This is a genomic window from Aeromonas enterica, from assembly GCF_054052465.1.
On record NZ_JBSTYL010000008.1, the window covers coordinates 17,498 to 36,371 of the forward strand.

At 59.4% G+C, this 18,874-nt stretch carries 23 protein-coding genes; 9 read left to right on the forward strand and 14 right to left on the reverse strand.

The window, feature by feature from the left end; genetic code table 11:
* Positions 1-10: 10 nt before the first annotated feature.
* A complete protein-coding gene (gene npr, locus ACW5XD_RS10620) occupies positions 11-283 on the forward strand; it encodes a PTS phosphocarrier protein NPr (RefSeq protein ID WP_005314403.1) in 273 nt (90 codons plus the stop codon).
* 16 nt (positions 284-299) lie between these two features.
* On the opposite strand, the gene ACW5XD_RS10625 is transcribed toward npr, so the two are convergent.
* The 12 genes from ACW5XD_RS10625 to ACW5XD_RS10680 all read right to left on the reverse strand — a co-directional run bounded on the left by ACW5XD_RS10625 (position 300) and on the right by ACW5XD_RS10680 (position 11,334).
* On the reverse strand, positions 300-2,204 hold the full coding sequence (locus ACW5XD_RS10625; protein WP_456494870.1) for a BglG family transcription antiterminator: 1,905 nt from the start codon (positions 2,202-2,204) through the stop codon (positions 300-302).
* Positions 2,205-2,307: 103 nt separating this feature from the next.
* Positions 2,308-3,048, reverse strand: a complete 741-nt coding sequence (gene dagF, locus ACW5XD_RS10630) for a 2-dehydro-3-deoxy-phosphogluconate aldolase (protein WP_456494871.1) — start codon at positions 3,046-3,048, stop codon at positions 2,308-2,310.
* Positions 3,048-4,163: a DgaE family pyridoxal phosphate-dependent ammonia lyase gene (locus tag ACW5XD_RS10635; protein ID WP_456494872.1), complete on the reverse strand. Its 1,116-nt coding sequence runs from the start codon at positions 4,161-4,163 to the stop codon at positions 3,048-3,050. Before ACW5XD_RS10635 ends, dagF begins: the two co-directional genes overlap by 1 nt.
* Complete coding sequence (locus ACW5XD_RS10640; RefSeq protein ID WP_456494873.1) at positions 4,147-5,286, reverse strand: amidohydrolase/deacetylase family metallohydrolase; 1,140 nt, start codon at positions 5,284-5,286, stop codon at positions 4,147-4,149. Before ACW5XD_RS10640 ends, ACW5XD_RS10635 begins: the two co-directional genes overlap by 17 nt.
* Positions 5,287-5,460: 174 nt before the next feature.
* Positions 5,461-6,111, reverse strand: coding sequence for a DUF4310 family protein (locus ACW5XD_RS10645; RefSeq protein WP_456494874.1), 651 nt, complete (start codon positions 6,109-6,111; stop codon positions 5,461-5,463).
* 11 nt (positions 6,112-6,122) lie between these two features.
* Complete coding sequence (locus tag ACW5XD_RS10650; RefSeq protein WP_456494875.1) at positions 6,123-6,899, reverse strand: DUF4311 domain-containing protein; 777 nt, start codon at positions 6,897-6,899, stop codon at positions 6,123-6,125.
* A 40-nt stretch (positions 6,900-6,939) separates the two neighbouring features.
* Positions 6,940-7,236, reverse strand: a complete 297-nt coding sequence (locus ACW5XD_RS10655; protein WP_042867865.1) for a DUF4312 family protein — start codon at positions 7,234-7,236, stop codon at positions 6,940-6,942.
* Positions 7,236-7,601, reverse strand: coding sequence for a glycine-rich SFCGS family protein (locus ACW5XD_RS10660; RefSeq protein WP_042039079.1), 366 nt, complete (start codon positions 7,599-7,601; stop codon positions 7,236-7,238). Before ACW5XD_RS10660 ends, ACW5XD_RS10655 begins: the two co-directional genes overlap by 1 nt.
* A complete protein-coding gene (locus tag ACW5XD_RS10665) occupies positions 7,602-7,964 on the reverse strand; it encodes a transcriptional regulator (protein WP_456494876.1) in 363 nt (120 codons plus the stop codon).
* Between the two features lie 317 nt (positions 7,965-8,281).
* Positions 8,282-9,421 carry an outer membrane-stress sensor serine endopeptidase DegS gene (gene degS / locus ACW5XD_RS10670; RefSeq protein ID WP_456494877.1) on the reverse strand — a complete coding sequence of 380 codons (1,140 nt, stop codon included), beginning with the start codon at positions 9,419-9,421 and terminating at the stop codon, positions 8,282-8,284.
* A gap of 89 nt (positions 9,422-9,510) precedes the next feature.
* Positions 9,511-10,872 carry a Do family serine endopeptidase gene (locus ACW5XD_RS10675; RefSeq protein WP_042867873.1) on the reverse strand — a complete coding sequence of 454 codons (1,362 nt, stop codon included), beginning with the start codon at positions 10,870-10,872 and terminating at the stop codon, positions 9,511-9,513.
* An 81-nt stretch (positions 10,873-10,953) separates the two neighbouring features.
* A complete protein-coding gene (locus tag ACW5XD_RS10680; protein ID WP_456494878.1) occupies positions 10,954-11,334 on the reverse strand; it encodes a YhcB family protein in 381 nt (126 codons plus the stop codon).
* 140 nt (positions 11,335-11,474) lie between these two features.
* Between ACW5XD_RS10680 and zapE the strand changes: the two genes are divergently transcribed.
* The 8 genes from zapE (at position 11,475) to ACW5XD_RS10720 (ending at position 17,648) form a co-directional block, all read left to right on the forward strand.
* Positions 11,475-12,569 carry a cell division protein ZapE gene (gene zapE, locus ACW5XD_RS10685; RefSeq protein ID WP_456494879.1) on the forward strand — a complete coding sequence of 365 codons (1,095 nt, stop codon included), beginning with the start codon at positions 11,475-11,477 and terminating at the stop codon, positions 12,567-12,569.
* Positions 12,570-12,835: 266 nt separating this feature from the next.
* Entirely contained in the window at positions 12,836-13,264 is a 429-nt protein-coding gene (gene rplM, locus ACW5XD_RS10690; protein ID WP_042039071.1) for a 50S ribosomal protein L13, read from the forward strand.
* Between the two features lie 15 nt (positions 13,265-13,279).
* Positions 13,280-13,672 (forward strand): 30S ribosomal protein S9, encoded by a 393-nt coding sequence (rpsI, locus tag ACW5XD_RS10695; protein ID WP_042019610.1) that lies wholly within the window; start codon positions 13,280-13,282, stop codon positions 13,670-13,672.
* A 295-nt stretch (positions 13,673-13,967) separates the two neighbouring features.
* On the forward strand, positions 13,968-14,558 hold the full coding sequence (gene petA / locus ACW5XD_RS10700; protein WP_005305890.1) for a ubiquinol-cytochrome c reductase iron-sulfur subunit: 591 nt from the start codon (positions 13,968-13,970) through the stop codon (positions 14,556-14,558).
* 2 nt (positions 14,559-14,560) lie between these two features.
* Entirely contained in the window at positions 14,561-15,778 is a 1,218-nt protein-coding gene (locus tag ACW5XD_RS10705) for a cytochrome b (RefSeq protein WP_042867879.1), read from the forward strand.
* Positions 15,775-16,509, forward strand: a complete 735-nt coding sequence (locus tag ACW5XD_RS10710; protein ID WP_456494880.1) for a cytochrome c1 — start codon at positions 15,775-15,777, stop codon at positions 16,507-16,509. Before ACW5XD_RS10705 ends, ACW5XD_RS10710 begins: the two co-directional genes overlap by 4 nt.
* Positions 16,510-16,596: 87 nt before the next feature.
* Positions 16,597-17,226, forward strand: a complete 630-nt coding sequence (gene sspA / locus ACW5XD_RS10715; protein WP_011707594.1) for a stringent starvation protein SspA — start codon at positions 16,597-16,599, stop codon at positions 17,224-17,226.
* Positions 17,223-17,648 (forward strand): ClpXP protease specificity-enhancing factor, encoded by a 426-nt coding sequence (locus tag ACW5XD_RS10720; protein WP_042039067.1) that lies wholly within the window; start codon positions 17,223-17,225, stop codon positions 17,646-17,648. The genes sspA and ACW5XD_RS10720 overlap by 4 nt, the downstream gene beginning before the upstream one ends.
* Positions 17,649-17,695: 47 nt before the next feature.
* Here ACW5XD_RS10720 and dolP read toward each other — a convergent pair whose 3' ends face one another.
* Positions 17,696-18,274, reverse strand: a complete 579-nt coding sequence (gene dolP / locus ACW5XD_RS10725; RefSeq protein WP_456494881.1) for a division/outer membrane stress-associated lipid-binding lipoprotein — start codon at positions 18,272-18,274, stop codon at positions 17,696-17,698.
* 4 nt (positions 18,275-18,278) lie between these two features.
* The gene (locus ACW5XD_RS10730) at positions 18,279-18,869 is read right to left on the reverse strand and encodes a D-sedoheptulose-7-phosphate isomerase (RefSeq protein WP_005305871.1); all 591 of its coding nucleotides are present in this window, start codon (positions 18,867-18,869) and stop codon (positions 18,279-18,281) included.
* Positions 18,870-18,874 lie beyond the last annotated feature (5 nt).

Below are 18,874 nucleotides of genomic sequence, written 5' to 3' on the forward strand. Positions count from 1 at the left end.
GGAAGATCAGATGACCGTCTCAGCCTCGGTGGAAGTGAAGAACAAACTGGGTATGCATGCCAGACCGGCCATGATGCTGTTCGAACTGGTGCAGGGCTTCGATGCCCACGTGCTGCTGCGCAACGAGGATGGCATTGAGGCCGATGCGGACAGCGTGATCGGCCTGCTGATGCTGGATTCTGCTCAGGGCAAGCAGGTGGAAGTGCAGGTGGAGGGCCCCGAAGAAGTGGAGGCGCTGGCCGCCGTGGTGGCGCTGTTCACCTCCGGCTTCAACGAGGAGTGATCTACTCCCGGCCGGTTCAAGAGCCGGTGCGCGCCAGTCCCTTGAAGCTGGCAAAATCCCGACACGCCAGCAAATTCTTGCTGGCTTTTTCGTTCATCAGCGCCAGAAACAGATCGTAGAGCCCCATCGCCTCTTCGTAGTCCGCCTTGCTGATGGCCAGCACGAAGATGAGGGCGGCTGTCTCGCCATTGCCCCAGTCGATTCCCTGCGGTGCCAGCACCGTATAGACCAGAGTGCGGCGCGCCAGCAGGCCGAGTGAGTGGGGCAGGGCTATGCCTTCCCCCAACAGGGTGGATACGATGCGTTCCCGTTCGTGCAACGAGCTTCGGAATCCGTTCTCTACCAGTTCTTCTACCTCCAGCTGATCGCAGATCCGGGCAAACAACTGGCTCTGGCTGAGTGGCTCATTCACCACCATGAAGTGCTCGGCATCGAAGTATTTGTCGAGCAGGTAGGGGCGGGTGCGGTCGATCAGCACCAGCTTGCCGAGCTGCTCCAGCTGATACTGGGTCGGGAAGGGGGCGACTTGCACCACGGGCACGTTCTTCTCGCCCACCTTGACTGTGCTGATGACAAAGTCCTGCTCGATCCGCGCCAATCCCTCGTAATCACGCACCGACTCCAGTGTCGTCAGCTGCAGTTGGGGATATTCCCGCTTGATGCGCGCCTCCAGCACCCGGAAGGTGGCGTTGCCTGTGTCGCACAGCAACAGCGCCTGGGGGCGACGGGTATAACCTATGTCATAGTGGCGCTCCAGCCCGACCCCGATATGGATCACCAGATAACCTATCTCGTGATGGGTCAGCCGATAGGGGGTCTGCCTGATCCACTCAGAAATGGCCGCCAGCGTAATATCGTAGGCGAGGGGATAGTACTGCTTGATGTGATCAGCCAGCGGATTGTGGCTGCCGATCTGGTATTTGACCCGCAGCAGCATGGCGCTGATGTGGGTCTGCAGGTCAGCCCGCAGTTGCAGATCACCGCGCAGGTCATAGGGGTAGTGCTGGTGGATATAGGCGAGCAGATGCCCGACCAGCTGTTCGCTCTCGGCTGCCATGGCCGGGCTGAGCTGGGGGGCATCGGCCGTGAGGCGGGCCTGGATCTGGATGGCGAGGCAGGCGACCTCCTTCTCTCCCGGTGGGGTCAGGGTCGGCAACTCGCCATAGATGTCGCGGGCGACCGCCAGCAGGGGGGCGGTGAGATCCTCGTTGGCAAACTGGTGCAGCTCATGGCCGGCCGCCTGGCGCAACAGGGCGACGGCGCAGTAGATGGCGAGCTGCTGCAGGCTCTCGTCGGCCAGACGCAGCTGGTGATGGCCTAGCTGGGCATGGATGTGATTGCCCACTACCTCCAGCGTCTTGCTGGGACAGAGGTTGGGCAGCAGGCTCTGCAACGGGTTGCTGTGCAGCAGCTCCTGATAGAGCAATTGGGTGAGGCAGGCGCGGATGGCGGTCTCGCCTCCCTGGATCCGCATCCCCTGTCTGGGTTTGCTGTCGATGGCGAGCCCGAAGTGGGCGAGTCTCTCCCGCACCTCTGCCATATCCCCCTGCAGTGCTGCCCGGCTCAGATACCAGGTATCTGCCAGCTCGTCGAGCTTGATCCCCTGTTCCGCCGTCAGCAGCAGGATCTGCAGGTGCAGCACCCGCTCGCGGCTGGTTCGGGGCAGGCTGCTCTCCTGCTCCTGGGCCGCCAGCAAGTCGTCAAACAGTCCCTGATTGTAAATCTTGAGCTGGTAGCCGCTGCCGCGCTGGTGGATCAGGTGAGCGCCGTGGGTGGCGATCAGCTCATTGAGGGTCGCCACATCGGTGCGCACCGTGCGGGTGGAGACATTGAGGCGGCGAGCCAGCTCCTCCTGCGGCAGCGGTTCGGTATGGAGCTGGGTCAGCAGTTGATGGAGTCTGGGGTGGGGCAGCTTGGTCATGAGAGGGGACGGGACTCCTGTCGCGAAATAAAGGGTCGATGTTAACAAGCGGGTCATTAACAAGCCAGGCACCGGCCAGTGATCGGACCGGTGCCATCTTTCGTCACGCCAACAGTCGTTTCACAGTGGCGAGCAGGGTACGCACGTCCTCGGGACGGGTCTGACCGCTCGCGCTGTCGATGATGGAACTGTAGATGTGGGGGATCACCTTCTCGACACCGGCGTCCAGCGCGATGCGGACTATCTCCTCGAAGTTCTCCAGATCGATGCCGCCTGTGGGTTCCAGCCAGAAGCCGTGACGGGCGCAGGCTTCAGCGACCGCCTGATACTCATCACGGCAGGTGAGGCCGCCCATGGGGAAGAACTTGACTGAGCTGCCGCCCATGTCCTTGAGCAGGGTGATGGCGGTGTCGATGGGGACTATGCCGTCGAGCTGCTGGGCACTGAGGGGCCCGGTGGAGATCTTTACCATGCCGGGGGTGCCGGTGGGGGAAATAAGGCCATTGACCAGCGTCTCTGGCTGGCCCAGCAGCGCCCGGCTGGCGCCGACCCCGGTGAATACCTGATTGACGTGCTGGGGCTGAAGCTGGCGAGCCAGCTCGGTCACCATGGCGGACTGACGTGGATCGCCCGCCCCCAGCCCGATGGAGAGGGCGTTGTCGATAAGGGTCGCGTACTCCTTCATATCGGCGACCGCAGAGGGCACATCCGGATAGTTTTTGGAGAGCACGCCGACCAGCACGTGGCCCTCGGCCGCCTCATAGATGTCAACGGCATTATCTTTGGAACCTGCCAGTACGTTGAGGCAGACACGGTCACGGTAGTAGTTGGGAGTTAAGGACATCAACGATTCTCCTGTACGAGGTTGGCAATGGCGGCATGGATCTGGTCGAGCTGGGGGGCGGTGACGCTGCGCACATCGATTTCGATATGCCCCTCGTTGGCCTTGTAGCCACGGCAGTAGATGGCAGGATTGCCCTGCTGCAGGCGGGTGACGACCTGCACAGTCGTCATGCCGATGCGGGCATGGTCGAAGGCGATATCGGTGCGGGCTATGTCGCGCCCCGCGCTGTCCCACACCACTTTGGCGCTGACGCCGGGCAGCTGGTTGAGGCGCTCGATGAAGGGGCTCATCTTGGCGACCATGGCGGCATCGCTCTCTTTCTCTTTTTCCAGATAGCGCTCGATGGCGTGGGTCAGGCCGAGGATCCCCTCCTTGCCCACCTTCATGGCCCGGCCGATGCCGTTGGCCTGCTGCTTGACCCACTCCACATACTGGCGTTTGCCGAGCACCAACCCGCTGGTGGGGCCTTCGATGGCCTTGGCGCCGCTGTAGATGACCAGATCCGCCCCCTGGTTGTAATAGAGACGCAGATCCTCTTCGGCAGCCGCATCGACGATGAGCGGCAGCTGGTGGGCTTTGGCCACCTCGGCCGCCTCGGCCACCGACAGAATGCTCTTCTGTACGCAATGGTGGGACTTGATGTAGAGGATGGCGGCAGTATTAGGATTGATGGCGGCGGCCAGCTGGGTAGCTGAGCACTCGTTGGCGTAGCCGGCCTCCACCACCTTGCCGCCCCCCAGATTGACCATGGTGCCGACCGGCGCGCCGAAGTTGACGTTGTGTCCCTTGGGCAGCACGATTTCACTCGGCACCTCGTGGGCATGGGCGTGCAGATGTTCGAGCCGATAGGGGTCGCCGCGCACTATCACGGCAGCCACCGACTGGGCGATGCCTGCGCTGGCGCATGAAATGACCACCGCATCTTCCACTCCCAGCAGGCCGGCCAGGTAGGCGCCGGTCTTGTTGACCAGATCCTTCACTTCGAAGTAGTGGCCCAGGCCGAAGTTGACCGCATCGATCACCTCCTGCTCCGGGGTGGAGACGCCGAGAATGGTCATCCGCCCTGAGGCGTTGATCACGGGTTTGAGCTGATATTTCTCATAAACAGAAGGCATGGTGTGATTTCCCATAGTGAGTCAGAACCAGGTCACCGCCCACCAGGGCGGCGAGGGGAAGCAGTTGCAGGTCTCCGCTGCGCGAGTGCGCCTCGGTATCCATAAACAGGGTTGGGTCGCTGGCCAGTTCGAACAGGGTCATATCGGCATCTGCGCCCACCTCGAGTCGTCCCTTGCCGGCTAGGCGCAGCGCATCGGCGGCCTGGTCGGTGACGCAGGCGAGCACCTGCTCCAGCATCATGCCGATGGCGAGAAACTTCGACATCACGTGGGCCAGGCTGTAGACCGGCCCCTTGATGCGGTTCTTGCAGTAGATGTCGGAGCTGATGGTGTGGGGCAGTATCCCCTGGGCAATGGCCAGCTCCGCCACCTCGAAGCTGAAGCTGGCGCCGCCGTGGCCTATGTCGAGCAAGAGGCCCCGCTGCATCGCCCCACGCACCGCCTGGCGCAGCTCGCCGGCCGGGGTCAGGATGCGGTTGGGCTTGCCGTTGAAGCAGTGGGTCAGCAGATCGCCATCCCCCAGCAGGGTGACAATCTCGTCCAGATCCGGTGGCGTGTTGCCCACGTGCACCATCAGTGGCAGCCGGCCGTGGGCCTGTTGCAGTGCCTTGGCCATGCGCAGCGGCTGCAGGCCGTTCTCGCCCACCACGCTGCCGCTCATGCGCGCCTTGATGCCGACGACAAAGCCGGGGTGACGGGTAATGGCTGCCGAGGTGAGTGCCATGTCCAGATCCCGGCTATCCGCCAGTTCGTTCTGGCGCAACAGGCCGATGCGGGAGATGTTGAGCAGGGCGTGCACCCGGGTCTTGCAGCCCGACGCGAGGCGCTGGAAGTTGTCCACGTCGTCGGCGCCTGTGCTGCCGGCATCGATGACGGTGGTGACGCCGGACTCGACGCCCACCTTGTCCGGCTCATCGTGATAGATGGGCGAGGCGGGGTAGCAGTGGGTGTGACCGTCGATCCAGCCCGCGCTCACATGCACCCGGCCCGCCAGATCCAGGGTTCGCTTCGCCTCGGTCCTTGCCTGCAGCTGGCCGATGGCCGCTATCTTGCCGTCCCGGATGGCGATATCGATGAGCTCGCCATTTCCCTGGCGTCCCGCTCTGATGATCATGTCGTACATGCTGATATCCCTCTTGGAACCTGCTTGCGCTCTTACTGCGAGGCCGTGATCAAGGCTCATGTGCTGCTCGGAATCTATACGCTCCGGTTCCTGCGCTGCTCTTCACCTTGCTGACGACCTCTCGCGACAGAGCGCAAACAGGTTCTTAAATGCCGCCCGAGAGACGGCCTGTGATTAAGCCAGAGCGACCGGGAAGAAGGTACCGAGCAGCATGGCACCGAGGATGGCGCCGCCTGTGATGGGCTTGTTCCACACGTAGAACAGCAGTGCACCCAGCAGGGAACCCAGCCCAATGGGGATGGAAGCACCCATGGCGGAGAGGATGATCAGGGGGCCCAGGAAGCGGCCCGAGCTGTTGCCAGCGCCCATCATCACATCCGCCCCGTAGGTGGAGTTGCTCTGGTTGATGGTGAACTTGCGCGCCAGGATGATGATGCCGCCGATGGCGACCCCTATGGTCATGCCGGTCGCCAGCGAGGCACCGAAGTTCTCCACCGGGTAGACGATGCCGGCACCCAGCAGCAGGGCAGGCACGCCCAGGCCGACCCCGGTCTGAATGGCGCCGCCGATATCCAGGATCCCCACCAGGGAGCCCTCTATGATGCGGGCAAACAGGAAGCTGGCACCGAAGGCGGCCACCGCGCCGTAGGCTCCAGTGTCCATGCCGGCTTTCAGCATGGCGACGAAGGCCACCTCGTTGAAGGCGCCGACCCCGTACAAGTAGTACATGTGGGTCCCGGCAAAGACGCCGGCCGAGAGCAGGCCGACGAAGATGGGGAAGGACCAGTCGGCGTACCAGAAGTTGTTTCTCAATTTCTCATCCATGTGGTGGCCCCTTATTTGCCGCTAAGCAGGTTATGGACGTTCTCCAGCCACAGGGGAATGCCCATGTGGAAGGATTCAATCAATTTCATGTCAAAGCCGCGGAAGAATCCGCTCAGCACGAACAGCAGCACTATGGCGCCCATCATCACGCGAGTGACATGGTTCCAGCCGCTCTCTTCCACCCCTTTACCGATCAGGATGCCGAGCACCAGACCCGGCACGGCGTTGCCCATGATGAGTTGTGCCAGACCGCCGAAGATGGTGGCCCAGAAGCCGGATTTCTTGCCCGCCTCTATGGCCGCCAGCCAGAAGATCACCGGCATGACGGTGTTGACCAGCAGGTTTGCAGCCGGCACCAGCACCTTGACGGCGGTGACCTGCAGGGCTTCCGGCACTGCGGCGGCCGTGCTGTTGAGGAAAGTGACGACGATGGCACCTATGATGCCGCCGGCGATGGCCATCTTCTTCGGGTCGTGCAGGGTGGTGGCGAGATCCCGGTTCTTGACCAGCAGTGCGGCCGTGGCCCAGTGCGGAATGATGCGGTGATCCACGTCCTGGGTGAAGGCACCGGCCGCCACGGTCGAGGCCCAGGCGTTGAAGAAAAAGCCCAGGCCGAACGAGAAGTGGGAGGCGGGATCCCCTTCGCAGGAGTTGAGCTCACCCAGGGTACGAAAGGCGCCCATGCCTTGTACGGTTGGGGCGTGGAACATGCGTGCCGCGCCAGCTCCCACCCCGACGCCCACCAGGCCGCCGATGATGAGTGACTTGATAAATATGATTAGAAACATCCAGAGTATCCTTCTTGTGAGGTGGTGCCAGCGGGTGGTGTCACACCAGAGTGAACGTCACTTGCTCGGCGTCCAGGCTGGTGACCTTGACCGTGATCTCCAGCTGGACGCGGAACTCGCGGCGCTGGCGCGGCAGGAAGAAGAACAGGAACTTCTCCACCCGGACCGACTCTTCGGCCTTGAGCACCTGCACCTCGACCGGTTCGATCCGCAGCATCACGCGCGGGTTGTCCTTGAGCAGGCTGTGCTGCACCTGGCTGAGGGCGGCGGCGAACGCCTGCTGGCGGGTCGCCCCCTTGCCGTTGACGATGACCTGGGTGGTGAAGTTCTCTTTCATCAGACGCGTCCGTGTTTCTTGGCGAAGGCTTCGACCAGCTTCTGGCCCAGCTCTTCCTTGTCCATGAAGCCGAAGCCCAGCACCACGCAGCCGTCATTGATGGCGGTGACACCCTCCTCGACGGAGCGCATGCCGTAACGGCACTTGTAGCCATACTTGGTCTGGGCCGTGATGGCACCGGCGCCGCCGCTGCCGCAGAAAGAGATACCGAGATCTGCCTGTTCCTTGTTCATCACATCACCGAGCTTCATGTCGGCGGCCATGCCAGGGATCACGGTCACGCTGGCGCCGGCGGTTTCTGCCCCGGCCCCCACTTTCTGACCCTTGCCGAGGCGATCTCCGATTACGAGTTTGATGGCTGACATTTAGATATCTCCTTTGAGTGAGCTGAGTTCGTTTTCTTTGGCGACTTCGAAATGGACGGACAAGAGGTGCGCCTCTTCATAGGCCAGCTTGTCCAGCCAGGCGACGACCTGTTCGGCCAGTCGCAAGGAGAGAGGGGAGATCTCCTCGAACAGACTGAGGTCGACCTCCGGCAGGGATTCGCCGCTATGGGAGCGCCACACCATGGCCTTGACGTGAGAGGCCAGCATCTGTTTCTGCACCTCATTGGGACGAATGCCCTGCTCGCCGAGCAGGGGGTGGATGCGCGCCAGGATCAGGTCGGTCTGGCGCAGCAATGCCTGGCTGTCCGGGGTCAGGTTCTGGTCATGAGTCTCTGTTTGCAATGTCTGCTCTCCAAGGCTGGCAGAAGGGATGGCCTTACCCTAAGCCGGCAGGGGCGTACAGAGGAGGCAGCGTTTTTCCGATTTGAAGCGGAAATTCCCGTGCACTTGGGCTGAAAATGACGGTTTTTGTGCGTTGGAGGGGGAAAGGGGGCTTATTGGGGCCGACTTAGTGTGATCGATAACGCATTGGACCAGCGGGGTTGGCCCGATAAGACTTGGTGGAAACTGTGAGTGGCCTCACGGATGGCAAGGAAAATAAGGGGGGGCTGAGATGACAAAGGGCGGGATACCGCCCTTGTTGTGGAGAGCGCCGAGCGTCAGCTGGCAGCCGCGGCACTTGCGTTGGCATTGTCCTTGTTCTGCTGTTTTTGCTGGTAGCGCAGGTCTTCTTCTATGGTGACCTGTACCTCCAGTGGTTTGCCATCGCGAAACACCGAGATGGTGAGCTTGGTGCCGGGGCGGCTCTCGACGATCTTGTCCATGGCGGCACGCACGCCACTGATGGCTTCCCCGTTGATCTTGAGCAGCACGTCACCCCGTTTCAGTCCGCCTTTGGCCGCCGGGCCGTTGGGATCCAGGCTCTCTACCACCAGGCCGCGCAGATCGCCCAGGTTCATCATGCGGGACACTATGGGATTGATCTCGACGCTGGAAATGCCGAGGTAGCCACGGATAACCCGGCCGTTGGCGATCAGCTCGTCCATGATCCGCTTGGCCAGCTTGTAGGGGATGGCGAAGCTGATGCCATAGCTCTCCTGATTGCCGTTGAGGTGATAGGCGGCCGTGTTGATACCGACCAGGTCACCGCGGGCGTTGACCAGGGCGCCACCCGAGTTGCCCTCGTTGATGGCGGCATCGGTCTGCAACAGGTCCTGCCGCCCATTGCTGTCCGGCCCCATGCTGGAGAGGCCGATCCGGCCGGTGGCACTGATGATGCCCTGAGTGATGGTCTGGCCGACGTTGTAGGGGTTGCCGATGGCGAGCACCACATCCCCCACATCCGGCAGCCGCTCGGGATCCTGCGGGATTACCGGCAGGTTGTCCGATTCTATGTAGAGCACCGCCAGATCGGTCAGCTGATCGGTGCCGACCAGCTCGGCACTGAACACGCGGCCATCTTGCAGCGCGACTATGATCTGGTCCGCGTCGGCAATGACATGGTAATTGGTCAGCACATGGCCACGCTGGCTCATGATGACGCCGGAACCCAGCCCCTGGGGCCTGAGTTCGGCTTGGTTGCCCTGATTGCGGGCAAAACTGCGGGTATAGATGTTGACGACGGCAGGGCCGGCCCTGTGGGCCGCATAGGAGAAGCTCAGCTCACGAGCATTGGTGATGATGCCGGGCAGCTGGGCACCACCCCGGAAATCGGGAAACAGCAGCAACAGGAGAGCCGCCACGGTTAGACCGAAGCCGACAGACTTGCCCAAGTAACTGATCAAAGGTGGGATTTTCATGTCATTCTCATCCGTACATGCAGCGCGCAGAGAATAACACTATCGGTGGATAAAAATCACCCGCGGCGAGGGCCGCGGGTGTGAGGGAGTTAACGTATCACCAGGTAGAGAGAGGACTCTCCGCGCTGTATGTTCAGTGCCAGCACTTCGGGTTTGTTTTTGAGCGCCTTGGTCAGCTCGTCCAGCGAGTTGATGCGCAGACGATTGACCCCGATGATGATGTCGCCTTTCTGCAGGCCGGAAGCGGCGGCAGGGGAACGCGGATCGATATCGGAGACGGCCACGCCGGTAACAGGTTCGGCGGTGGTGCTGAGCTTGGCCCCTTCCAGTGCCGGGTGCAGCACGCTGGCGAGGATCTCGCTGTCATCCGCTTTCTTCAGGATGACCTTGACGGTCTGCTCCTTGCCATCGCGGATAAGCCCCAGGGCGACCTGCTTGTCGGCCCCCATGGTCGCTATTTTGGCGCGCAACTCACCGAACGAGCGGATGGCCTTGCCATCTATGCTGATGATAATGTCGCCTGCCTTGATGCCTGCCTTGGCGGCGGCGGAGTCGGGCATGACCTGGTTGACGAAGGCGCCATCCTTCTTGTTGTAGCCGAAGGTCTTGGCGATCTCTGAGGTCAGCTCGGTCCCCGTGATCCCCAGCTGGCCACGGCGCACTTCACCGTACTTGACGATCTGTTCGGACAGATCGCGCACCATATTGGACGGGATGGCAAAGCCGATGCCGATGTTGCCACCGTTCGGGCCCAGGATGGCGGTATTGATGCCGATCAGCTCACCGCGCAGGTTGAGCAGGGCGCCACCCGAGTTGCCGGAGTTGATGGCCGCATCGGTCTGGATGAAGTTCTCCAGATTTTCGATATTGAGGCCACTGCGGCCCAAGGCACTGACGATACCTGAGGTGACTGTCTGGCCCAGGCCAAACGGGTTGCCGATGGCCAGCGCATAGTCACCGACCCGCAGTTCGTCGGAGTCGGCAAACTTGATCTGCACCAGATCCTCGGCCTTGATTTGCAGCAGCGCGATGTCGGACTGCTTGTCTTCACCTATCTTCTTGGCCGCATACTCACGACCATCTTTCAGGTTGACCTTGATCTCGTCCGCCTCGTGTACCACGTGGGCGTTGGTGATCACGTAGCCCTTCTTGGCATCTATGATGACGCCGGAGCCCAGCGCCTGGAAGGGCTGCTCGCTCACCTGCTCGTCAGGCATGTTGGGGCCAAAGAAGAAACGGAATTGTTCTGGTAGACGCTGGCGGGTGATTTTTTTGCCAGAGACGGAAATGTTGACCACTGCGGGCGTGACCTGTTCGAGAACCGGCGCCAGGCTCGGCATCTCCTGATTGTTCGCCAGCAGGGAAGGCAGTGCAGCCTGCACCGGGGCCGCTGACATAGCGATACCGACACTGAGGGCCAACACACTGAACACAGAAAGAGGTTTACGCATATGAAAAACAGCTCCCAGAAAAAGTTGCAATGCAATCGTCAAAGTCTGACCACGATACAGTCCAGTTAGTTCCGCAGGGAACTAATTGGACTGTTTCAGCAGGCCGGAGGCGCCGGCATAATCACGCGGCGGTATACCCGGTTCGTCATTGGCCGGAGCATCGTTGCTCTCGTCGAGCAGTGCTTCACGGAACAGCGGCTCCTGTGCCTTGGCCAGGAATTTGCTCTGCTCTGCCATGTGGCGATAAAGGGTTTGATATTGCTCGGCCAGTTGTTCCATCAGGGCGGCGCTGTCGGCGAAGTGGGTATTGATCTGGCCCTGGTAGCTTTCAAGCTCCTTGTGGGCCTTTTTGAGCTCTTGTTCCAGACGTCCGGCATCGCGGCTGCGCACAGTGAAACGCCCGATGATGATACCAATAATCAAGGCGGCGACAGCCAGCAGGATCCCGTTTAACAGACTCATAGATGCTCCTTGTTACAGCTAAATCAATGTGTGTTGATGCGGCCAGAGCGGCCGCTACGCCTTGATGGCACTATACCGTGCACCCCGAGAGCGTGATACCATTTTGTCCTTCATTCAGGGACTTGGAGGCGGTTGACAGGATGACCCCGCAGCAAAAATATCAGCAGGATTTGCAGCGCCCCGGCTTTGTGGCCGACCCGGCTCAGGCGATGGCCGTGACCCGCCTGGAGCGACTTTATCAGGATTTATGCCAAAGCCCGACTCCGACCAGATCCCGAGGGCTGCTTGGCTGGTTGCAAAAGCCCAAGGCCCGGGAACCCGTCCTCGGGCTATATATGTGGGGCGGAGTGGGCAGAGGCAAGACCTGGCTGATGGATACTTTTTTCGAGAGCCTGCCGGGGACGCGAAAACTGCGTATCCACTTCCACCGTTTCATGCACCGGGTGCACGACGAACTCAAGGGGCTGACCGGTCAAGCCGATCCGCTCAAGCTCATCGCCAGCAAACTCGCCGGCGAGATGGATGTCATCTGCTTCGATGAGTTTTTTGTCTCCGACATCACGGATGCCATGCTGCTGGGGACCTTGTTTCAAGAGTTGTTTGGTCACGGTGTAGTGTTGGTGGCCACCTCGAACATACCGCCACAGGATCTTTATCGAAATGGCCTGCAGCGCGCCCGTTTTCTACCTGCCATCGCATTGATCGAGCGCCATTGCGAGATACTTAACGTGGATGGCGGGATCGACTATCGCTTGCGTACCCTGGAGCAAGCCGAGATTTATCACTCTCCGCTGGATCAGCAGGCAAAAGCGAATCTGGATCGCTATTTTCAACAGTTGACCGGGCTGGAAGAGGCTAGGGCGGGCAGTGTCGAGATCAATCATCGTCAATTGACGTCGCTGGGGATGGGGGAAGGGGTGCTCTACATGGAGTTCGAGCAACTTTGCTGCACTCCTCGCTCACAGGGCGACTACATAGAGCTGGCCCGACTGTTTCACACCCTGTTGCTGGCCAATGTGCAGCCGATGGGGGCGGGCACGGATGACGCGGCTCGCCGCTTCATCGCCATGGTGGACGAGTTCTATGAACGGCACGTGAAACTCATCATGTCGGCGGCTGTCCCCATGACAGAACTCTACGGGGACGGGCTGCTGAATTTCGAATTCAAACGTTGTCTTTCACGGCTTCAGGAAATGCAATCGCACGAATACCTTGCCAGAGTGCACCTTCCTTAGTCACAATACCGCGCCTGCCAGTCGGATGGGCATCTGCGGCAGGTAGGGCCGGGCGACATTTGCTAGCTTCATGGCAGTGAAATTAGCAGGTGATATTTAAGGCAACTTCACTTATAATCGCCCGGCCCACGTTACAGCTGTCGATAAGACAGCAACACTTTAAGCTTTACTTGTATTCGAAGGGGTACAGGTAGGCCATCGTTTGTTGTTTGTGGGAGAGCCCCCATAAGCAATTGGGTCTGTAACAGGTAATTGGGTTTAACTTAATGAAAACTTTCGTTGCCAAGCCAGAAACCGTAAAACGTGACTGGTACATTGTGGACGCAGAAGGTAAAACTCTGGGTCGTATCGCAACCGAGATCGCTTCTCGTCTGCGTGGTAAGCACAAAGCTGAGTACACTCCGCACGTTGACACCGGTGATTACATCATCGTTGTAAATGCTGAGAAGGTACACGTAACCGGTAAGAAATTTACCGACAAAATGTACCATGCTCACTCCGGTTTCCCGGGTGGTATCAAGTCAATCAGCTTCGACAAGCTGATCAAGCGTAAACCGGAAATGGTAATCGAAGCTGCTGTCAAAGGTATGCTGCCGAAGGGTCCTCTGGGCCGTGCCATGTTCCGTAAACTGAAAGTTTACGCAGGCGCCGAGCATGCTCATGCTGCTCAGCAACCTCAAGTACTGGATATCTAATCGGGAACTGGCAACATGGCAGAAAATCAATACTACGGTACCGGCCGTCGCAAAAGCTCCACTGCTCGCGTGTTTATCAAAGCGGGTAGCGGTAAAATCATCATCAACCAGCGCTCCCTGGAGCAGTACTTTGGCCGTCCGACTGCCCGCATGGTAGTTCGTCAGCCGCTGGAACTGGTTGAGATGACCGAGAAACTGGATCTGTACATCACCGTTAACGGTGGCGGCATCTCCGGTCAAGCTGGTGCAATCCGCCACGGTATCACTCGTGCTCTGATGCAGTACGATGAAACCCTGCGTGCCGAACTGCGTAAAGCAGGCTTTGTTACTCGCGATGCCCGTAAGGTTGAGCGTAAGAAAGTCGGTCTGCACAAAGCTCGTAAGCGTCCGCAGTACTCCAAGCGTTAATTCGCTTTTGGTACGCACTCTCACGAGTGTCAAAAAAGCCTGGCCATGTGCCAGGCTTTTTTTATTGGTAATATTACCTACGCCAATGCTAACACCACGTCACAAAAGACAAATATTTGTGTATTTATTGTTTTTGCCCTTCGCTTCTCTTTCTTGTCAAGTTGTTATCTTTTCTTTAAAATTCCCTCGGTTTTTCTGTGACAATTGTAACTCCGCTTCCGCCGCTGTTGTCACGGAAGAAAGGGGAACAGGGACACAATAAGAATGTGCGGAGTCCACATGGGAGAGTTTTTGGATGAGCAATGCGCCAGTTGATACCGGTCGCCGCAGATTTCTTACCTGGTCAACGGTCGCCGTTGGTGGGGTAGGAGCTGCTTTTACCGCAGTGCCGTTTATAAAGTCATGGAACCCGAGTGCCAAAGCCAAAGCGGCGGGTGCTCCGGTAGAAGTGGATATCAGTAAGTTGGAACCAGGCCAGCTCATCCGCGTGGAGTGGCGAGGCAAACCGGTCTGGGTGGTAAAACGTACCAAGCAGACGCTGGATGCCCTGGCCGCCCATGATGACAAGTTGCGCGACCCAGCCTCCGACGAACCCCAACAGCCCGACTATGCCCACAACGGGTACAGGTCCATCAAGCCGGAAATCTTCGTGGCCGTCGGCATTTGCACCCATCTGGGATGCTCTCCCTCCTATTTGCCGGACAACTTCGGTGAACAGGTTCAGGGTGTAACTTCCGGATTCTTCTGCCCGTGCCATGGCTCCAAGTTCGACATGGCTGGTCGAGTGTTCCAGGGGGTGCCTGCACCCTTGAACCTGGTCATTCCGCCGTACCAATATCTTAGCGACACCACCATCCTGGTCGGTGCCGACGGCAAGGAGGCTTGACCATGTTTGCCAAACTGATGGGCTGGATCGATTATCGCTTCCCGCTCACTGCCATGTACAACGACCATATGGCCAAGTACCCGGCGCCCAAGAACCTGAACTTCTGGTATTTCTTCGGCTCGCTGGCCATGCTGGTGCTGGTCAACCAGATCATCACCGGTATCTGGTTGACCATGAACTACAACCCCTCCGCAGAAGGCGCCTTTGCCTCTGTCGAGTACATCATGCGGGATGTGGACTACGGCTGGCTGTTGCGTTATATGCACTCCACAGGCGCGTCTGCGTTCTTTGTGGTGGTGTATCTGCATATGTTCCGCGGCATGATCTACGGCTCCTACCAGAAGCCGCGCGAGCTGCTGTGGATCTTCGGCATGCTGATCTTCCTCTGCCTGATGGCCGAAGCCTTCATGGGCTATTTGCTGCCCTGGGGCCAGATGTCATTCTGGGGGGCTCAGGTCATCATCTCGCTGTTTGGCGCCATTCCGGTGATCGGTGACGATCTTACCCTGTGGATCCGTGGTGACTACGTCATCTCGGGGGCGACCCTGAACCGCTTCTTCGCGCTGCACGTCATCGCGCTGCCGCTGGTACTGGTGATGCTGGTGGCCATGCACATACTGGCGCTGCACGAGGTGGGCTCCAACAACCCGGACGGCATCGACATCAAGAAGCACAAGGACGAGAAAGGCTGGCCGCTGGATGCGGTGGCATTCCACCCTTACTTCACCGTGAAGGACATGATCGGGGTGGCAGGCTTCCTGTTCCTGTTCTGCGCCATCATCTTCTTCAAGCCGGACATGTGGGGTTACTTCCTTGAGAAGCCGAACTTTGAAGTGGCCAACGGTCTGAAGACCCCGGCGCACATAGCCCCCGTGTGGTACTTCACGCCCTTCTACGCCATTTTGCGTGCGGTGCCGGACAAGCTGCTGGGTGTCATCATGATGGGTCTCTCCATCGTAGTGTTGTTCCTGCTGCCCTGGCTGGATCGCTGCAAGGTGCGCTCGGTGCGTTACCGCAGCACCCTGCACAAGCTGAACATCGCCCAGTTCGTGGTCTGCTTCGTCATTCTCGGTGTCCTCGGCGTGTTGCCATCGACCCCGACCCTGACGCTGATTGCCCAGATCTGTACCCTGGGTTATTTCGGGTTCTTCGTCCTGCTGTTCTTCTACAGCAAGAATGAAAGCACCAAGCCGCTGCCGGAGAGGGTGACATTTAAATGAAAAAAATAATTTTTGCAGTGCTGACCCTGCTGCCGGCGCTGGTATTTGCCAATACCGGTGCCGTGCATCTGGACAAGGCCAACTATGACCTGAACGACAAGGCGTCCCTGCAGCGTGGTGCCACCACCTTCATGAACTACTGCTTTGGCTGCCACAGCACCCAGTATCAGCGTTACAACCGTGTTGCGGCAGACATAGGCATTCCGGAAGACCTGATGGCGGCCAACCTGATCGTCAACGGTGCCAAGATTGGTGATCTGATGGAGAACTCGGTTTCAGAGAAGGATGCAGCCAAGTGGTTCGGTGCGCCGCCCCCCGATCTGACTCTGGTGGCGCGGGTGCGCGGTGCAGACTGGATCTACACCTATCTGCGCTCCTTCTATGTGGACGAGACTCGTCCGTTTGGCGTGAACAACGTGGTGTTCCCGTCCGTGGGCATGCCCCACGTACTGGAGCCACTGCAAGGCACGCCGCGTGCCGAGTTTGCCACTCATACGGTCGACGGGGTGGAAACCCAGCAGGTTGTCAGTGTCAAATCTGACGGCAACGGTGAAATGAATAACGAAGAGTATGATCAGACGGTACTGGATCTGGTAAACTTCTTGGTCTACTCGGCTGAACCGGTACAACAGGAGCGCGAACGCATGGGCTTCTGGGTACTCGGATTCATCGTGATCTTCTTCATCTTCACTGTGCTGTTGAAGAAGGAATTCTGGCGCGACGTTCACTAAGCGACCAGATCCGGGTAATATAATGCACGGCAATGAAGACCAAGATGCTTCATTGCCGTTTCTGCTTTTTAATGACGGGAGGGTTCAATGGCTGTAGCTGCCAATAAGCGTTCGGTAATGACGCTGTTTTCCGGTGCCAACGATATGTTCAGCCATCAGGTGCGCATTGTCCTGGCGGAGAAGGGTGTTAGCGTAGATATTTGCCAGGTTGACCCAAGCAACCTGCCGGATGAGCTGGCCGAGCTGAACCCGTACAACACTGTACCGACGTTGGTCGATCGTGAGCTGGCACTGTACACCTCACGCATCATCATGGAGTATCTGGACGAGCGCTTCCCGCACCCGCCCCTGATGCCGGTCTACCCGGTAGCCCGTGGTAACAGCCGTCTGATGATGCATCGCATCGAGCTGGACTGGTACTCCCTGGCCGACAAGATCATGGCGGGTACCGACGTGGATGCGGCGCGTGCCGAGCTGCGTGACAACCTGCTGGCCATCGCGCCGATCTTCGGTGAAATGCCCTATTTCATGAGTGAAGAGTTTGGTCTGGTGGATTGCTACATGGCCCCGCTGCTGTGGCGTCTGCCGAGCCTCGGCATCGACTTCACCGGTCGTGGTGCCAAGGAGCTGAAGGCCTATATGGTTCGTCTGTTCGAGCGTGAATCCTTCCAGGCTTCCCTGACCGAAGCCGAGCGCGAGATCCGCGCTGGCGTATGAGCATGGAACCGACAATGACACCCAGTCGCCCGTATCTGTTACGGGCGTTCTTTGACTGGTTGCTGGATAACGAGCTGACCCCGCATCTGGTGGTCAACGTCAACATCCCTCATGTGATGGTGCCGATGCAGTTTGTCCAGGATGGGCAAATTGTGTTGAACATAGCACCGCGTGCGGTGGGACAGTTCCACATGGACAATGAAGCCATCAGCTTCAGTGCCCGTTTCGGTGGCGTCTCCCAGCAGGTCTATATCCCGATGGCGGCCGTACTGGCCATTCATGCCCGGGAGAATGGCGTGGGTACTCTGTTCCCGCCCGAGCCGGGTTACGACCTCTGGCTGGAGCAGGCCGAAGCACCGGCGGAGCCCGAGCCGGAACCACCGCGTCCAACCGGTCGTCCGACGCTGAAAGTCATCAAATAAAAACGCAGCCAGTTGGCTGCGTTTTTTTATGGCGGTTTGTTCATCACTCAGTTCTGGGCGAACTCGAAAGCCTTGATGACGCGCTTCACGCCGCTGACGTGGCGAGCGATCTCAACGGCCTGATCCCCTTCCTGGCGAGTGACCAGGCCAATCAGGAATACCTCGCCATTCTCGGTGACCACCTTGACCTTGGCGCTGTCGAAGTTCTTGGCTCCCAGCATGTCTGCCCGCACCTTGGAGGTGATCCAGGAGTCATTGCTGCGAACCCCTATGCTGACCGGCTGGCCGAGGCGCAGTTCGTTGTAAACGTGGCGAACACCGTCGATGCGGGCCACTATCTTGCCCGCTTCGAGTTTGTAGGCGTCAGAAGGTGTCTGACCGACCAGCAGTACGCGGCCGTTGTTGCTGTAGACACTGATCTTGCTGGCCGCGCTCAGTGGCTTGTTGTCGGCCAACAGGTTGGCTGCCTGCAGTTCTATGGCTTGATCGTCCCACTGGGCACCCAAGGTGCGGCGATCGCCGGAAGCCTTGGCGGTACCGGCTGCACCGCCCACTACCACGGCCGCGCAGCCTTGCAGCAGCAGGGTGCCGGCCAGCAGGCCGAGCAAGAGAGTTTGCTTCTTCATGGTTTCAATCTTCCTGTTGCGGGAAAAGAGTCTGGTCGATGAGATCACACAGGCAATGCAGGGTCAACAGGTTCACTTCCAGAATGCGGGGACGACGGGCGGATGGCACCCGGATCTCCACATCGTTGGGGCCGAGCAGACCGGCGATCTCGCCGCCGTCACCGCCACCGAGCACCACTATGGTCATGTCGCGGGAGAGCGCGGCTTCGGCTGCCTTGATCAGGCTGCGGCTGTTGCCAGTGGTGGTGATGACCACCAGGATGTCGCCGGGTTGACCCAGCGCCCGAATTTGCTTGGCATACACCTCCTCGAAGCCATGGTCGGTGGCGATGGCGCTGATGGTGGCCATGTCGGGGGTCAGCGCCATGCCGGGCAGGGAAGGACGCTCTGTCTCGTAGCAGTTGACCAACTCCGAGATGAACAGCTGGGCCAGCGCCGCAGAAGGACCGTTACCGCATGCCATCACCTTGTGGCCATTGAGCAGACAGATGGTCAGCATCTGGGCCGCAGTATGGATAGCGTCCGGCAGCGCCTCGGCGGCGGCAATCTTGGTCTGGATGCTTTCGGTGTAGTTCTCTTTGATGCGGTCAGTCATAGGGT

What these genes read in the sequence shown, in the direction of transcription:
- npr (WP_005314403.1), top strand. Translation starts at nt 11, where the DNA reads ATGACCGTCTCAGCCTCGGTGGAAGTGAAGAACAAACTGGGTATGCAT.
- ACW5XD_RS10625 (WP_456494870.1), bottom strand. Translation starts at nt 2,204, where the DNA reads ATGACCAAGCTGCCCCACCCCAGACTCCATCAACTGCTGACCCAGCTC.
- dagF (WP_456494871.1), bottom strand. Translation starts at nt 3,048, where the DNA reads ATGTCCTTAACTCCCAACTACTACCGTGACCGTGTCTGCCTCAACGTA.
- ACW5XD_RS10635 (WP_456494872.1), bottom strand. Translation starts at nt 4,163, where the DNA reads ATGCCTTCTGTTTATGAGAAATATCAGCTCAAACCCGTGATCAACGCC.
- ACW5XD_RS10640 (WP_456494873.1), bottom strand. Translation starts at nt 5,286, where the DNA reads ATGTACGACATGATCATCAGAGCGGGACGCCAGGGAAATGGCGAGCTC.
- ACW5XD_RS10645 (WP_456494874.1), bottom strand. Translation starts at nt 6,111, where the DNA reads ATGGATGAGAAATTGAGAAACAACTTCTGGTACGCCGACTGGTCCTTC.
- ACW5XD_RS10650 (WP_456494875.1), bottom strand. Translation starts at nt 6,899, where the DNA reads ATGTTTCTAATCATATTTATCAAGTCACTCATCATCGGCGGCCTGGTG.
- ACW5XD_RS10655 (WP_042867865.1), bottom strand. Translation starts at nt 7,236, where the DNA reads ATGAAAGAGAACTTCACCACCCAGGTCATCGTCAACGGCAAGGGGGCG.
- ACW5XD_RS10660 (WP_042039079.1), bottom strand. Translation starts at nt 7,601, where the DNA reads ATGTCAGCCATCAAACTCGTAATCGGAGATCGCCTCGGCAAGGGTCAG.
- degS (WP_456494877.1), bottom strand. Translation starts at nt 9,421, where the DNA reads ATGAAAATCCCACCTTTGATCAGTTACTTGGGCAAGTCTGTCGGCTTC.
- ACW5XD_RS10675 (WP_042867873.1), bottom strand. Translation starts at nt 10,872, where the DNA reads ATGCGTAAACCTCTTTCTGTGTTCAGTGTGTTGGCCCTCAGTGTCGGT.
- ACW5XD_RS10680 (WP_456494878.1), bottom strand. Translation starts at nt 11,334, where the DNA reads ATGAGTCTGTTAAACGGGATCCTGCTGGCTGTCGCCGCCTTGATTATT.
- zapE (WP_456494879.1), top strand. Translation starts at nt 11,475, where the DNA reads ATGACCCCGCAGCAAAAATATCAGCAGGATTTGCAGCGCCCCGGCTTT.
- rplM (WP_042039071.1), top strand. Translation starts at nt 12,836, where the DNA reads ATGAAAACTTTCGTTGCCAAGCCAGAAACCGTAAAACGTGACTGGTAC.
- rpsI (WP_042019610.1), top strand. Translation starts at nt 13,280, where the DNA reads ATGGCAGAAAATCAATACTACGGTACCGGCCGTCGCAAAAGCTCCACT.
- petA (WP_005305890.1), top strand. Translation starts at nt 13,968, where the DNA reads ATGAGCAATGCGCCAGTTGATACCGGTCGCCGCAGATTTCTTACCTGG.
- ACW5XD_RS10705 (WP_042867879.1), top strand. Translation starts at nt 14,561, where the DNA reads ATGTTTGCCAAACTGATGGGCTGGATCGATTATCGCTTCCCGCTCACT.
- ACW5XD_RS10710 (WP_456494880.1), top strand. Translation starts at nt 15,775, where the DNA reads ATGAAAAAAATAATTTTTGCAGTGCTGACCCTGCTGCCGGCGCTGGTA.
- sspA (WP_011707594.1), top strand. Translation starts at nt 16,597, where the DNA reads ATGGCTGTAGCTGCCAATAAGCGTTCGGTAATGACGCTGTTTTCCGGT.
- ACW5XD_RS10720 (WP_042039067.1), top strand. Translation starts at nt 17,223, where the DNA reads ATGAGCATGGAACCGACAATGACACCCAGTCGCCCGTATCTGTTACGG.
- dolP (WP_456494881.1), bottom strand. Translation starts at nt 18,274, where the DNA reads ATGAAGAAGCAAACTCTCTTGCTCGGCCTGCTGGCCGGCACCCTGCTG.
- ACW5XD_RS10730 (WP_005305871.1), bottom strand. Translation starts at nt 18,869, where the DNA reads ATGACTGACCGCATCAAAGAGAACTACACCGAAAGCATCCAGACCAAG.